Source organism: Mycolicibacterium chitae (assembly GCF_900637205.1).
Taxonomy (GTDB): Bacteria; Actinomycetota; Actinomycetes; order Mycobacteriales; family Mycobacteriaceae; genus Mycobacterium; species Mycobacterium chitae.
The window spans coordinates 653081-665822 of the sequence record NZ_LR134355.1; the positions used below are offsets into that span (position 1 = coordinate 653081).

At 69.1% G+C, this 12742-nt stretch carries 13 protein-coding genes; 10 read left to right on the forward strand and 3 right to left on the reverse strand.

All coding sequences use genetic code 11. From position 1 onward, the window contains the following. The first annotated feature begins 69 nt into the window (after positions 1 to 69). The 6 genes from EL338_RS03040 to EL338_RS03065 are packed head-to-tail and all read left to right on the forward strand — an operon-like array spanning position 70 to position 5775. Positions 70 to 528 (forward strand): nuclear transport factor 2 family protein, encoded by a 459-nt coding sequence (locus tag EL338_RS03040; protein WP_126332386.1) that lies wholly within the window; start codon positions 70 to 72, stop codon positions 526 to 528. Further along, entirely contained in the window at positions 525 to 2141 is a 1617-nt protein-coding gene (locus tag EL338_RS03045) for a flavin-containing monooxygenase (RefSeq protein WP_126332387.1), read from the forward strand. Before EL338_RS03040 ends, EL338_RS03045 begins: the two co-directional genes overlap by 4 nt. Before the next feature lie 2 nt (positions 2142 to 2143). Next, positions 2144 to 3253, forward strand: a complete 1110-nt coding sequence (locus tag EL338_RS03050; RefSeq protein WP_126332388.1) for an alpha/beta fold hydrolase — start codon at positions 2144 to 2146, stop codon at positions 3251 to 3253. Continuing rightward, positions 3253 to 4332: a phosphotransferase gene (locus EL338_RS03055; RefSeq protein WP_126332389.1), complete on the forward strand. Its 1080-nt coding sequence runs from the start codon at positions 3253 to 3255 to the stop codon at positions 4330 to 4332. The genes EL338_RS03050 and EL338_RS03055 overlap by 1 nt, the downstream gene beginning before the upstream one ends. After that, the gene (locus EL338_RS03060) at positions 4329 to 4700 is read left to right on the forward strand and encodes an ester cyclase (RefSeq protein WP_126332390.1); all 372 of its coding nucleotides are present in this window, start codon (positions 4329 to 4331) and stop codon (positions 4698 to 4700) included. The genes EL338_RS03055 and EL338_RS03060 overlap by 4 nt, the downstream gene beginning before the upstream one ends. Before the next feature lie 25 nt (positions 4701 to 4725). Further along, complete coding sequence (locus EL338_RS03065) at positions 4726 to 5775, forward strand: TIGR03857 family LLM class F420-dependent oxidoreductase (RefSeq protein WP_126332391.1); 1050 nt, start codon at positions 4726 to 4728, stop codon at positions 5773 to 5775. Positions 5776 to 5777: 2 nt separating this feature from the next. Here EL338_RS03065 and EL338_RS03070 read toward each other — a convergent pair whose 3' ends face one another. Genes EL338_RS03070 through EL338_RS03080 form a run of 3 tightly spaced genes read right to left on the reverse strand, consistent with a single transcriptional unit; the run spans position 5778 to position 8590 of the window. Continuing rightward, entirely contained in the window at positions 5778 to 6626 is an 849-nt protein-coding gene (locus EL338_RS03070; protein ID WP_126332392.1) for a hypothetical protein, read from the reverse strand. A 6-nt stretch (positions 6627 to 6632) separates the two neighbouring features. Next, positions 6633 to 7073 (reverse strand): lipocalin-like domain-containing protein, encoded by a 441-nt coding sequence (locus EL338_RS03075; RefSeq protein WP_235666354.1) that lies wholly within the window; start codon positions 7071 to 7073, stop codon positions 6633 to 6635. Continuing rightward, entirely contained in the window at positions 7073 to 8590 is a 1518-nt protein-coding gene (locus EL338_RS03080; protein ID WP_126332393.1) for an acyl-CoA carboxylase subunit beta, read from the reverse strand. Before EL338_RS03080 ends, EL338_RS03075 begins: the two co-directional genes overlap by 1 nt. A 65-nt stretch (positions 8591 to 8655) precedes the next feature. Between EL338_RS03080 and EL338_RS03085 the strand changes: the two genes are divergently transcribed. The 4 genes from EL338_RS03085 to EL338_RS03100 all read left to right on the forward strand — a co-directional run bounded on the left by EL338_RS03085 (position 8656) and on the right by EL338_RS03100 (position 12733). Next, positions 8656 to 9687 (forward strand): LLM class F420-dependent oxidoreductase, encoded by a 1032-nt coding sequence (locus tag EL338_RS03085; protein ID WP_126332394.1) that lies wholly within the window; start codon positions 8656 to 8658, stop codon positions 9685 to 9687. Positions 9688 to 9697: 10 nt separating this feature from the next. Beyond that, positions 9698 to 10555 (forward strand): SDR family oxidoreductase, encoded by an 858-nt coding sequence (locus EL338_RS03090; RefSeq protein WP_126332395.1) that lies wholly within the window; start codon positions 9698 to 9700, stop codon positions 10553 to 10555. A gap of 103 nt (positions 10556 to 10658) precedes the next feature. Beyond that, positions 10659 to 11897, forward strand: coding sequence for a cytochrome P450 (locus tag EL338_RS03095; protein WP_126332396.1), 1239 nt, complete (start codon positions 10659 to 10661; stop codon positions 11895 to 11897). 23 nt (positions 11898 to 11920) lie between these two features. Beyond that, a complete protein-coding gene (locus EL338_RS03100) occupies positions 11921 to 12733 on the forward strand; it encodes an SDR family NAD(P)-dependent oxidoreductase (protein WP_126332397.1) in 813 nt (270 codons plus the stop codon). Positions 12734 to 12742 lie beyond the last annotated feature (9 nt).

The following is a 12742-nucleotide window of genomic DNA, read 5'->3' on the forward strand; positions in this document are numbered from 1 at the left end:
TCGCGCACGGTCAGTACGGAATAGATTACAGTAGTGATTTCAGCAGACCCATCGAGGAGGTAGCGCCAGATGAGTGAACCGCCCGCCGCGGACCCGCGGGACGAAGTCGAGGCGATCCGCCGATTGAAGGCGCAGTACTGCCGTTTCCTCGACACCCGCGACATCGAGTCCTGGCGTGCGCTCTTCGCCCCCGACGTCGTCGTGACACTCGATCTGGCGGTGTCCACCGGCGGTGCGGACCCGCAGACCATGGCGCCCCTGCAGGGCCTCGAGGCCTTCGAACCGGTGGTGCTCGGCGGTATCGCCGGCGCGGCGACCATGCATCACTGTCACACCCCCGAGATCGACATGACCTCACCGACCACGGCCAGCGCCATCTGGGCGATGGAGGATCTGCTGGTCTGGGAGGACCGGCAACTGCACGGCGCCGGGCACTATCACGAAACGTACGAGAAACGCGACGGGCGTTGGCAGATCACCAGCCTGCACCTGACCCGGACCATGCTGCGGTTCACCGAGTCCACATGAGCGCTGTGCGGTACGACGCCCTGGTCATCGGTGCGGGGTTCTCCGGGCTGTACATGCTGCACCGGCTGCGGGAACTCGGCCTGTCGGTGATCGCAGTCGAGGCCGGCGAAAACGTCGGGGGCACCTGGCTGTTCAACCGCTATCCCGGTGCGCGCTGCGATATCGAGAGCATCGAGTACTCTTACAGCTTCTCCGAGGAGATCCAGCAGGAGTGGGTGTGGACCGAGACGATGCCGGCCCAGCCGGAGATCGAGGCGTACCTGAACTTCGTCGCCGACAAGCTCGACCTGCGCCGGGACATCCGGCTGAACACTCGGGTCACGGCCATGGCCTTCGACGCCGACGAGGCGTGCTGGCACCTCGACACCGACACCGGGGCCCGATTCACCGCCTCGCACGTGGTCGCGGCCTCGGGCATCCTCTCGGTCCCGCTCGAACCGGACGTGCCCGGCATGGACTCCTTCGACGGGGCGTCGCTGTTCACCGCGTGCTGGCCCAAGGCCGGGTTCGACCTGGCCGGCAAGCGCGTCGGGGTCATCGGCACCGGCTCCACGGGCGTGCAGCTGATCCCCGTCGTGGCCCGAGAGGCCGGACAACTCACCGTGTTCCAGCGCTCGGCTGCCTACACCCTGCCGTGGGACGTGCGGCCGCTGCCCGCCGCCGAACTCGATGACCTCAAGGCGGCCTACCCCGCGATCCGCGCGGCCCAGCGCGAACACCCGGTCGGCGCGGCGCGGCTCAGCGCGTTCTCGCTGCTGCTGGACATGCTCGCGCGGCCACCGATCAAGTCGGCCACCCGCGAGGAACAACTGCGCGCCATCGACGAGCACGGCGTGATGGGCGCCCTGAACTGGGGCGACGTCTTCTTCGACATCGAGGCCAACCGGATGGCCGCCAAGCTCTACGGCGAGGCCATCGCGCGGATCGTCAAGGACCCGGTGACCGCGGCCGCGCTGGTACCGACCCATCCGTTCGGCTGCAAGCGCCCGATCATCGACCAGGGCTACTACGAGACCTTCAATCGCGACAACGTCACGCTGGTGGATCTGCGGTCCGGGCCCATCCGGGCGGTGACCCCGACGGGCATCAGCACCGAGCAGGGCGATCACGACCTGGACGTGATCATCTACGCCACCGGGTTCGACGCCATGACCGGTGCGCTGAGCCGCATCGACATCACCGGCCGCGACGGCGCGAGCCTGCGCCAGGTCTGGCAGGACGAAGGCCCCACGTCGTACCTGGGATTGGCGGTGGCCGGGTTCCCGAACCTGTTCATCGTCCAGGCCCCCGGCAGCCCCTCGGCGGCTACCAATTTCGTTGCGGCCCTGGAACAGCACGTCGAGTGGATCGGCGATTGCATCGCCCACCTGCGGGACCAGGGGCACCGCACCATCGAGGCCTCCCCCGAGGCGCAGCGGGAATGGATCGAGCACACCACCTCGCTGGTGGAGCCGACGGTGCTGGCCCACCCGAGCTGCAACTCCTGGTACAACGGCGCGAACGTGCCCGGCAAGAAGCGCCGCTACATGGCCTACACCGCGGGCATCCCCGAGTATCGGCGCCGGTGCGACGAGATCGCGGCCACCGGCTATCCCGGCTTCGAACTGGCCTGATCATGCGGCCCCAGGAACGCGTCCGGACCGTCGCCCGCGCCCTCGGCGGCGTGCTACCCCGCTCGGCCGATGCGCTGTCCGGCACCGAGGGGTGGACCCCGTGGTCGCCCCGGGGGCTGCGCCAGCTCGGCGAGGTCGCGCTCGACGAGCTGGTGGTCACCGGGATGACGCTGACCGCGCCGCCGCCGAGCCTGCGCTCCGAGGTGTCCGGCTACGGGCGCGTCGCCGAGGCGCTCACCGCGGCGGGCGTGCCCGCGGCTTATCCGGACCCGGACCCGTTGCGGGTGAGCTCCGTTCGGCGCCGGCTGGCCGGGCGGTTCACCTTCGAGGAACTGACCTACACCCACGACCCGCGGCTGCCGGACTGCCTGCAGCCCAACGGGGGACCGGCCACCGCCGCGTGCCACATCGTGCGCCACCGCGGGGGGCCACGGCCCTGGCTGGTGTGGGTGCACGGGGCGGGCCAGGGCGGACTGACCGATTTCGCGGTCGCGCGGATCGGGCGGCTCCATTACGGGCTCGGCTACAACGTCGCGATGCCCATCCAGCCCGGGCACGGGGTACGGCGGCGCCGCTGGCCGACCTACCCCGACACCGACCCGGTGGCCAACGTCGCGGGGATGATGCGCACGGTGTCGGAGGTCCGCGCGGTGATCCGGTGGTTGCATCCCCAGGCGAGCAGCATCGCGCTGGCCGGGCTTTCGCTGGGCAGCGGGGTGGCCGCGCTGGTCGCCGGGTTCGAGGAGGTCGATGGGGTGGCGCTGTACACGCCGATCCTGGGGCTCAACGCGATGATCGCCAACCATCTGCATCGCTGGGGCGGGGCCGCCGATGAGGTCGGTGCGGTGCTGGGGTCGCCGGAGGTGGCGGCGTTGACCTCGGTGATCGACCCGCTGGCCTTGGAACCGACCGCGCCGCGACAGCGCCGGCTGATCGTCGGCGCGTGGCACGACCAGATGGCGATGCGCGCGCCGGCGTTGGCGTTGCACGAACGCTGGGGCGGCGAGATCTATTGGCACCAAGGCGGTCACGTGGGGCATCTGTTCGCCGGCGGGGTGCAGCGGAAGACCGAACGCTTTCTGCGGTCGGTGGAGAGGGAGCGGAGGGCCTGATGACGGCGACGGTGGACATTCCGGCCGAGATAGCGGACCTCACCCCGGCATGGCTGACCGCCGCGCTGCGCGCCGATCCGAGCTTGTCCGCGGACCTGACCGTCAGCGACGTGCGGGCCGAACGGATCGCCGAGGACACCGGCTTCTCGTCGCTGCTGTACCGACTGCACCTGACCGGCAGCGAGGGGTCTCCGCGAAGCCTGATCGCCAAGCTGCCCGGCACGCCGGAGGCGCGCGGAGCGATGGAACTGCTCGGCGGCTACCGCAAGGAGTTGATGTTCTACTCGCGTGTCGCCGGCACGGCCCCGATGGCCACCCCGCACTGCTACGTCGCTCGAATCGCCGACGAGACATCGGATTTCGTGCTGATCCTGGAGGACCTGCGGGAGTGGCACAACGCGGATCATCTCGCGGGCCTGCCGCTGGAGCAGGCGCACACCTGCATCGATCAGCTCGCCGCGCTGCACGCCTGGTCGGTGACCACCGCTGACGACGAGGTGCTGCGGCAGTTCCCGCCGCTGGACACCCCGGTTGCGCGGGACTTGCTGGTGCCGGTGTTCGCGCCGGCCTGGCAGATCTACCGGGAACACACGACCCAGCCGATCCCCGACCGGGTGGCGGACTACGCCGAGCGGTTCGCGGAATTCGCCCCGCAAGCCCTGAGCGCGCTCGCGGAACGGAACATGTTGTTGCACGGCGACATCCGCGCGGACAACATGTTCTTCCGCGGTACTCGCCTGAAGGTGGTCGACTTCCAGATGGCCGTGCGCGGTGCCGGCGCCGCCGACATCGCCTACCTGGTCAGCCAGGGACTGCCCACCGACGTGCGCCGCGGCCTCGACGCGCCGTTGCTGCGGCGCTACCTCAATGCGCTGGCCCAGCACGGTGTCGACGACTATTCGTTCGACGAGGCGTGGCGGCACTACCGGTTCGCGGTGGCCTACCTGATGGTCCTGCCGGTGGTGATCCTGATCGGCTGGGACTCGATGCCGCCGCGTTCCCGGCAACTGTGCGTCACGCTCGTCGACCGCGCGGTGGCGACCCTCACCGACATCGAGGCGCTGGAGGTCTTCGCATGAGAACTGCCCGCGAGGTGGTCGAACTCTACAACCTCGAGCTGTGGAACAACGCGCGCTTCGAACTCGCCGACGAGATCATCGCCGAGACCATGGTGCGCCACGAGGTCGGTGATTCCCGCACCCTGACCAGGGCCGAGGCCCGCAAGCGTGTCGAGGACACCTGGGCGGGCTTCGAGAGCCTGCACTTCGCGCTGAATGCCGTGATCGCCGACGACGACAACGAACACGTCGCGATTGTGTACGACTCGACTCTGGTCAACAAGGACGGCACCGAGTTCAAGATCGCCAGCATCGAGGTGTTCAAGGTGGTCGACGGGCAGATCACCGACGTCTGGAATTGTGGTTACGGACAAGGCGTCTGGCACTAGCCGGCGAACGCGAAGGAGTTTGGGCATGACCGAACGGGTTCTCGACGAACTGGGCTACTACCTGCTGGCCGGGGCGGGCGGTGCGGGCCCGGCCTCCCTGATGGACGAGGCCCGGCGCGGTGAGGAACTGGGCTTCGGCACGGCGTTCATCTCCGAGCGGTGGAACGTCAAGGAGGCGTCGTCGCTGACGGGTGCGGCGTGCGCGGTGACCACCCGGATGCAGATCGCCACCGCGGCGACCAACCACAACACCCGGCACCCGCTGATCACCGGCTCATATGCGACCACCATGCATCGGCTCTCCGGCGGCCGGTTCACCCTCGGCATCGGACGCGGTATCGCGGCGATGTACAACGCGTTCGGGGTGCCCGCGGTCACCACCGCCCAGATGGAGGACTTCGCCCAGGTGATGCGTCGGCTCTGGCACGGCGAGTTGATCTTCAACCACGACGGCCCGATCGGGAAGTACCCGGTGCTGTTCCTGGACCCGGACTTCGACGAGGACATCCGGCTGGCCATCGTCGCGTTCGGCCCGCAGACCCTGGCGCTGGGCGGCCGCGAGTTCGACGACGTCATCCTGCACACCTACTTCACCCCGGAGACGCTGCAGCGCGCGGTCAAGACGGTCAAGGACGCCGCCGAACAGGCCGGTCGCGACCCGGCCGCGGTGCGGGTGTGGTCCTGCTTCGCCACGGTCGGCGACCACCTGCCCGAGGAACTGCGATTGAAGAAGACCGTCGCCCGGCTGGCCACGTATCTGCAGGGCTACGGCGACCTGCTGGTCAGCACCAACAACTGGGATCCCGCTGTCCTGGAACGATTCCGGGCGGATTCGGTGGTCACCTCGATCCCCGGTGGTATCGACCACAAGGCCAGCGCAGAGCAGATCGAGCACATCGCGACGCTGATTCCCGACGAGTGGCTCGAACCGGCGGCCACCGGAAGCGCCCAGCAGTGTGTCGAGCGGATCCGCAAGGAGTTCGACTACGGCGCCGACGCGCTGATCATGCATGGCGCCACGCCTGACGAACTCGAGCCCATCGTCGCGGAGTACCGGGCGCAGGACCGCGCCTGACGTCAGCCGGCCGGCGCGAACTGGTACGACGCCACCGTGATCGCCCGATCGTCGTTGCCCTCGTCGTAGAGCAGCACCCGGGCCAGCACCGCGGAGCGACCGGCGGTCGCCTGCGCCTCGGCGCGGAACGGCCCGACCTTGCCGCGCGCCATGAACATCACGTGCGAGGACACCGCGGCCAGGCGGTCCGTGCCGGCCGTCGCGGCGGCGGCGTCGCGCGCGGCGGTCTCCAGGATGACGAACTGCGGCCCGATGTGCAGCGCGGCGTCGGGGGAGGCGACCTCGGCGGCCAGTTCGGGCAGCGCCCAGTGTCCGTCCGGTCGGCGGGCGCCGCCGAACACCTGCCACAGCGGCGGCAGCTCGGGCGAGTCGACCACCACGATCGGGTCCACGGGCATCTTCTGCAGTCCCTTCGGCGGGATACCGAGGCTGATGCCCTGCCCCTCGGTCACCGCCAGGACCCGCTCGGGCCGCAGCGCGTCGACCAGCAGCGAGCGGCTGTAGCCCAGTTGCCGTCCCTGCTTGAGAGTTTCGCCGCGCACCTCGAAGCGCGTGACGTCGGTGCCCGGGTCGAGGACTTGGCAGGAGTGCACCACCGGGTTGGGGACGGCCTCGAGGTCCGACATGCCGCCGCCCTCGGGCGAGGCGATGCCCAGCACGGCCAGCAGCAGTCCGCCGGCGGGATCACGCATGTCGTGGCGAACCGTGACGGTGTTGTCGGTCGGCCCCAGGTCCATCGAGTCATAGGTGCGCCCGATATAGCGGTAGCTGAGCAGACCGCCCCAGCGGGAGCGTAATTCGGCCGCATAGGCCGCCGGGTCATCGGCCAGTTCTCGGATGTCTCTCGGCATTCGCCGTTACCGCCTCTCGGTCGGGTCGGAGTCGCGGCGCCAGACCAGGGTGCTGTGGGTGCTGCCGCTGTCGTCGGTCATGGTCGCCGACAGCGTCAGCACGTCGCCGTCGATCTCGTACTGCCGCAACTGCGGCTGCGCGATCAGGTCGGGCATGGTGGCCATGACGACGTCGTGGCGCACCGTGCCTGCCGCCGCGTCGACATGAAACCTGCCGCCGTAGGCGATGTAGTCGCCGATCTCGTCGGCACCGCCGGACGGGTCCGGCGCCAACTGCGCCGACATCCAACCGTCGCCGGTGTAGAGGATGAGACCGCGGGGCCGCCGGCCGAGTGGATACCGGGTGTGGCCGGCGTCGTCGCGGGCGACGAAGGAGTCGAGTCGCCAGCCGCCGTGCAGAGCATTGTCGGGCAGGGGCATTGGTGGTGGCGCCTCCGGTCTGGTCATCAGGGCAGGATCGCGGTGCGGAGTACCGGCTCGGCCGCGGCCTGCCGGCGGTGCAGGCCGTGCCGCAGCGCGCCGAGCAGCGCGGTGCGGGTCTCGCGCGGATCGATCAGTTCGTCGAACCCGAGATTCGCCGCCGAGTTGAACGAGGCCCGCAGTTCGGCGTCGTGCAACCGGTCGGAGAGTTCGGCATCGGCCTTGGCGGCCCGGCTCAGCGCGCCGGCGCTCATGGCCCCCATGGTGGCCCCGGGGTAGCCGAACGTCGCGACCTGATCGTCGAACCCCAACAGCGACATCACCATTGACCCGAACCCGTAGGCCTTGCGCAGCGTCAGGTGCAGCTTGATGGTCGTCGCCGTGGTCTGCGCGGTGAACATCCTGGCGCCGCTGAGCAACACGCCGTCTCGCTCGGAGCGGCTGCCCGGCAGCATGCCGGGATTGTCGGCGAGGAAGACGATCGGCAGGTGGAAGGCGTCGGCGACCATGATGAAGTGCGCGGCCTTGTCGGCGGCGTCGGAATCGATGGAGCCGGCCATCACCTGCGGCTGATTGGCCACCACCGCCACCGGATGTCCGCCGAGGTGCGCCAGGGCGCAGACGATCCCACGGCCGAAGTTCGGCTGCACCTCCAACCAGTCCGAGTCGTCGAAGACCACGTCGAGCACCGCGCGCATGTCGTAGACCCGGCGGTTGTCGCGGGGGACGATCTCGAGCAGTTCCGGAGTGGGCCGCGGCTCGGCGTCGGCGGCGCGGGACGGGGGGTAGGACCAGGCGCTCGAAGGGAAGTAGGACAGGTAATGCCGGACAGTGTCCAGCGCGGCGGCGTCGTCCTCGACGACGTTGTGGATCACCCCGCTGGGCAGCGCGACCCCCGGACCGCCGAGGGTCTCCTTCGAGATCTCCTCTCCGGTGGACTCTTTGACCACCGGGGGACCGGCGGTGAAGATCGCTCCGTGGCGACTCATGATGCGGAAGTCGCAGACGGGGGCGACCAGCGCGCCGTGGCCCGCCGAGGGGCCGAGGACCGCGGCGACCGTCGGCACCTGCCCGGAGCAGCGGGCCTGGGCGATCAGGTCGGTCGGGGAGCGGCCGCCGTGCTTGCCGGGCCGGAAGCCGGCCCCCTCGAGCAGCATCACCAGCGGAATCCGGTTGCGCAGCGCCAGTTCCGCGATCCGGTAGCGCTTCGAGTTGCTGCCCGCGCCGATGGTCCCGGCGACGGTGGTGAAGTCCTCCGCGCCGACCATGATCGGCGCGCCGTCGACCTCACCGGAGCCGGCCACGATGCCGTCGGCGGCGACCTCGCCGCCCACCAGGGTGCCGAGTTCGCGGAAGCTGCCCGGGTCCAGTAGCCGCTCGATGCGGGCGCGGGCGTCGAGTTTGCCGCCACCGCGGTGGGTGGCGAGGCGGTCGGCGCCACCCATGGCCCGCGACCGTGCGCGGCGCGCCTCGAGGTCGGCCAGCGTCTCCGCCCAGGCCGCCGAATTGGCCTGGGCCTGCGCGGCGCGCCGCGATTCGGTCATGCTTCTCCTCGCCGGCCGGATGGGACATTGACCCTACCGAATTACTTACTGTAGCGTCCACGATCATGTCGGGGCCCCTGAAGATCGACCGTGGAATCCCCAGCCAACTCGACCGGGTGCCCGAACTCGCGCGCGCCCACGAGCGGGCCGGTTACGACGGTTGTTGGACGGGGGAGATCAACCATGATCCGTTCCTGCCGTTGACGTTGGCCGCCGAGCACACCACCACCATGGAGCTGGGCACCAGCATCGCCGTTGCCTTCGCGCGCAGCCCGATGACGGTCGCAAACCTCGGCTGGGATCTGCAGGCGTACTCCCGCGGCCGGTTCATCCTGGGTCTGGGCACCCAGATTCAGCCGCACATCGAGAAGCGATTCGGGATGCCGTGGAGTCACCCGGTGCGGCGGATGGCGGAATTCATTGCGGCCCTGCGGGAAATCTGGTCCTGCTGGAGCACCGGGGAGCGCCTGGACTTCCAGGGCGAGTTCTACACCCACACCCTGATGACGCCGATGTTCACCCCGGAGCCCTCGGACTTCGGTACGCCCAAGGTCTTCGTCGCGGCGGTCGGCACGGGCATGACGCAGATGTGCGGCGCGGTGGCCGATGGGCTGCTGGTGCACGCCTTTACCACCCGCAAGTACCTCGAGGAGGTCACCGAACCGGCGCTGGCCCGCGGCCTGCAGGGCAGCGGCAGGGACCGCGCCGACTTCGAGGTGTCCAGCCCGGTCTTCGTCGTGACCGGCCGCGACGAACGCGAAATGAGTGCCGCCGCTGCAGCTTTCCGGAAGCAGATCGCCTTCTACGGGTCGACGCCCGCGTATCGGCGGGTGCTGGAACTGCACGGCTGGGGAGAGCTGCAGCCGGAGTTGCGGCGGCTGTCGCTGGCGGGTGAATGGGACGCCATGGCCGAGGTGATCGACGACGAGGTCCTGTCCGCGTTCGCCGTCGTCGCACCCGTCGACGAGGTCGGTGCGGCGCTGGCGCGCCGCTGTGCCGGCGTGATCGACCGGGTCCTGCCGGGCTTCGCGGGTGAGACTCCCGAGTCGGTGATCGCGGCCGTGCTCGACGAGGTGCGCGCGTCGCGCGACGACTGAGGGGAACGACATGAAGAACACTGTCGGCGGTAAGACCGTCGTCATCACCGGGGCCGCGCGCGGTATCGGCTACGCCACCGCGAAGGCGCTGCTGGCCAAGGGTGCCCGGGTGGTGATCGGCGACCGTGACGTTCCCGTATTGGACCGGGCGGTCGCCGAGTTGGCCGCGCGCGGGCCGGTGTCGGGGCACGCGCTCGACGTCACCGACCCTGAGTCGTTCGCGGCCTTTCTGGACAAGGCGCGCGCTGACGGCGCTGGACGGGTGGACATCCTGATCAACAACGCCGGGGTGATGCCGGTGGGTCCATTCCTGGAGCAGTCCGAGCAGGCCATCCGCACGGCCCTCGAGGTGAACTTCTACGGCGTGCTCAACGGTTGCCGGCTGGTGCTGCCGGAGATGGTCGCCCGCGGCGGTGGCCACATCGTCAACATCGCCTCGCTGGCCGGCGTGGTCGCGGTGCCCGGGCAGGTGGTCTACGCGGGCACCAAGTTCGCGGTCGTCGGACTGTCCACCGCGATGGCCGACGAGTTCGCCGGACGCGGGGTCGACGTCAGCGTGGTGATGCCGCCGTTCACGCGTACCGAACTGATCGCCGGGACCAAGTCGTCGGGTGCGAGTCGACCCGTCGAACCGCAGGTGATCGCCGACGCGGTGGTCGCGGTGCTGAACAAGCCCAAGACCCACGTCGCCGTGCCGTATCCGATGCGGTTCGTCTCGCCGATCCTGGCGATACTCGGACCGCGCACCCGTCGGCGCCTGCACAAGGCGATGGGATCGGACCGGCTGTTCCTGGACTTCGACGAGGGCGCCCGGCGCGCCTACGCGCGCCGCGCGGAGTCGGCGACCGGGGTGGTTTCCGAGAGCTGAGGGGGCCGCGGTCCCACTACTGAATGTCTTACCGCAACTGCTACTGTGGATGCACCCACCAGGGGGACCCCGGTGGTGGGGTGGGCGGCAGGCGGGAGCTGTGATGAGCGATGCGACCACGATCGAGTCGGCCGGCGCGATGCTGGCCGACCCAAAGGCATACACCGACGAGGGGCGACTGCATGCCGGACTGACCCGACTGCGGGCCACCGCACCGGTCTCCTATGTCGACGTCGGCGACTACGCGCCGTTCTGGGCGATCACCAAGCACGCCGACATCATGGAGATCGAGCGGGCCAACGACATCTTCACCAACTCGCCGCGGCCGGTGCTGGTGACGCGGGAGGCCGACGAGCAGCAGGCGGCCGTGGGGATCCGGACGCTGATCCACATGGACGACCCTGAGCACCGCGACTTCCGCGCCATCGGCGCCAACTGGTTCCGGCCAAAGGCCATGCGGGCGTTGAAAGCCCGTGCCGACGAGCTGGCCAAGCAGTTCGTCGACAAGATGGTGGCGGCCGGGCCCGAGTGCGACTTCGTCCAGCAGGTGGCGGTCAACTATCCGCTGTACATGATCATGTCCCTGCTCGGCGTGCCGGAGCAGGACTTCGCTTCGATGCTGAAGTGGACTCAGGAAATGTTCGGTAACGACGACGATGAGTTCAAACGCGGGGACAGCAAGGAAGAGCAGATGATGGCCCTGCTCGAAATGTTCCAGTACTTCACCGAATTGACCGCCGCGCGCCGGGCCAACCCCACCGACGACCTGGGCTCGGCGATCGCCAACGCGACCATCAACGGCGAGCCGCTCTCCGACATCGAGACCGTGTCCTACTACGCGATCGTCGCCGCGGCCGGCCACGACACCACCAGCGCGAGTATCTCCGGGGGAATGCATGCGCTGATCGAGAACCCGGATCAGTTGGCCAAGTTGCAGGCGGATCCGGGTTTGATGCCGTTGGCGGTCGAGGAGATGATCCGCTGGACCACGCCGGTCAAGGAGTTCATGCGCACAGCGCAGCAGGACTACGACCTTCGCGGGGTGCGGATCGCGGCGGGGGATTCGGTGCTGCTGTCCTACGTGTCGGCCAACCGCGACGAGGACATCTTCGATGACCCGTTCACCTTTGACGTGACCCGAGATCCGAACAAGCACATCGCCTTTGGCTACGGCGTGCATTTCTGTCTGGGGGCGGCGCTGGCGCGCATGGAGGTCAACAGCTTCTTCACCGAGTTGCTGCCGCGGCTGAAGTCGGTGGAACTGACCGGGCCCGCGCAGCACGTGGCGACCACGTTCGTCGGCGGGCTCAAGCATCTGCCGATACGCTACGAACTCGCCTGATCCCTCGATGCAGCGGAGAAGCCATGGTTTTCGCTGAGAAGTACGGTCCGTGGGCGCTGGTTGCCGGCGCCTCGGACGGCGTGGGTGCCGCCCTGGCCGAAACGCTCGCCGAACGCGGGCTCAACGTGGTGCTCGTCGCGCGTCGAGAGGCCAAGCTGCGCGAGGTCGCCGACGGTATCGCCGAGCGGATGGCCGTCGAGACGAAGGTGGTCGCGGTCGATCTGTCCGCTGCGGGTGCGACCGAGACCATCTGCGCGGCAACGGAAGGACTGGAGATCGGCTACCTCGCGTACTGCGCGGGGGCGGACCCGGAGTTCAGTCCGTTCCTCGCCAAGCCAATCGCGAGCGCCGAGGCGATGCTGGAGCGCAACTGCGCAGTGCCGATGCGGCTGTGCCATCACTTTGCGCCGGCCATGGTGGAACGTGGGCGAGGCGGAATCCTGATCTTCGGCTCGGGGGCCGGGTTTGTCGGCGGACCCAACATGGTGGCCTACGGCGCCTCGAAGGCCTTCGACATGGTCTTCGCCGAGGCGCTGTGGAGCGAACTCCACGGCAGCGGCGTCGATGTGGTGGGCCTCATCCTGGGCAAGACCGATACGCCGGCGTTGCGCACGCTCGAGCACAGTCGCGGCAACATCGCCTCGCTCGACGAAACCCCCGAGGGGGCCGCGCCGGTCGCGCTCGTGGTCGAAACCGCGATGAGCAACATGGCCAACGGCCCCACCGTCTACGTTGGCGCGGACATGGCCGCTGCCGCAGGCATGTTCGCGTCGATGAGTCGCAACGACGCGGTTCGGATGATGACTCAGATGATCGACAGCGCGATGGGCGACTGACCCACCCGC

What these genes read in the sequence shown, in the direction of transcription:
- EL338_RS03040 (WP_126332386.1), top strand. Translation starts at nt 70, where the DNA reads ATGAGTGAACCGCCCGCCGCGGACCCGCGGGACGAAGTCGAGGCGATC.
- EL338_RS03045 (WP_126332387.1), top strand. Translation starts at nt 525, where the DNA reads ATGAGCGCTGTGCGGTACGACGCCCTGGTCATCGGTGCGGGGTTCTCC.
- EL338_RS03050 (WP_126332388.1), top strand. Translation starts at nt 2,144, where the DNA reads ATGCGGCCCCAGGAACGCGTCCGGACCGTCGCCCGCGCCCTCGGCGGC.
- EL338_RS03055 (WP_126332389.1), top strand. Translation starts at nt 3,253, where the DNA reads ATGACGGCGACGGTGGACATTCCGGCCGAGATAGCGGACCTCACCCCG.
- EL338_RS03060 (WP_126332390.1), top strand. Translation starts at nt 4,329, where the DNA reads ATGAGAACTGCCCGCGAGGTGGTCGAACTCTACAACCTCGAGCTGTGG.
- EL338_RS03065 (WP_126332391.1), top strand. Translation starts at nt 4,726, where the DNA reads ATGACCGAACGGGTTCTCGACGAACTGGGCTACTACCTGCTGGCCGGG.
- EL338_RS03070 (WP_126332392.1), bottom strand. Translation starts at nt 6,626, where the DNA reads ATGCCGAGAGACATCCGAGAACTGGCCGATGACCCGGCGGCCTATGCG.
- EL338_RS03075 (WP_235666354.1), bottom strand. Translation starts at nt 7,073, where the DNA reads ATGACCAGACCGGAGGCGCCACCACCAATGCCCCTGCCCGACAATGCT.
- EL338_RS03080 (WP_126332393.1), bottom strand. Translation starts at nt 8,590, where the DNA reads ATGACCGAATCGCGGCGCGCCGCGCAGGCCCAGGCCAATTCGGCGGCC.
- EL338_RS03085 (WP_126332394.1), top strand. Translation starts at nt 8,656, where the DNA reads ATGTCGGGGCCCCTGAAGATCGACCGTGGAATCCCCAGCCAACTCGAC.
- EL338_RS03090 (WP_126332395.1), top strand. Translation starts at nt 9,698, where the DNA reads ATGAAGAACACTGTCGGCGGTAAGACCGTCGTCATCACCGGGGCCGCG.
- EL338_RS03095 (WP_126332396.1), top strand. Translation starts at nt 10,659, where the DNA reads ATGAGCGATGCGACCACGATCGAGTCGGCCGGCGCGATGCTGGCCGAC.
- EL338_RS03100 (WP_126332397.1), top strand. Translation starts at nt 11,921, where the DNA reads ATGGTTTTCGCTGAGAAGTACGGTCCGTGGGCGCTGGTTGCCGGCGCC.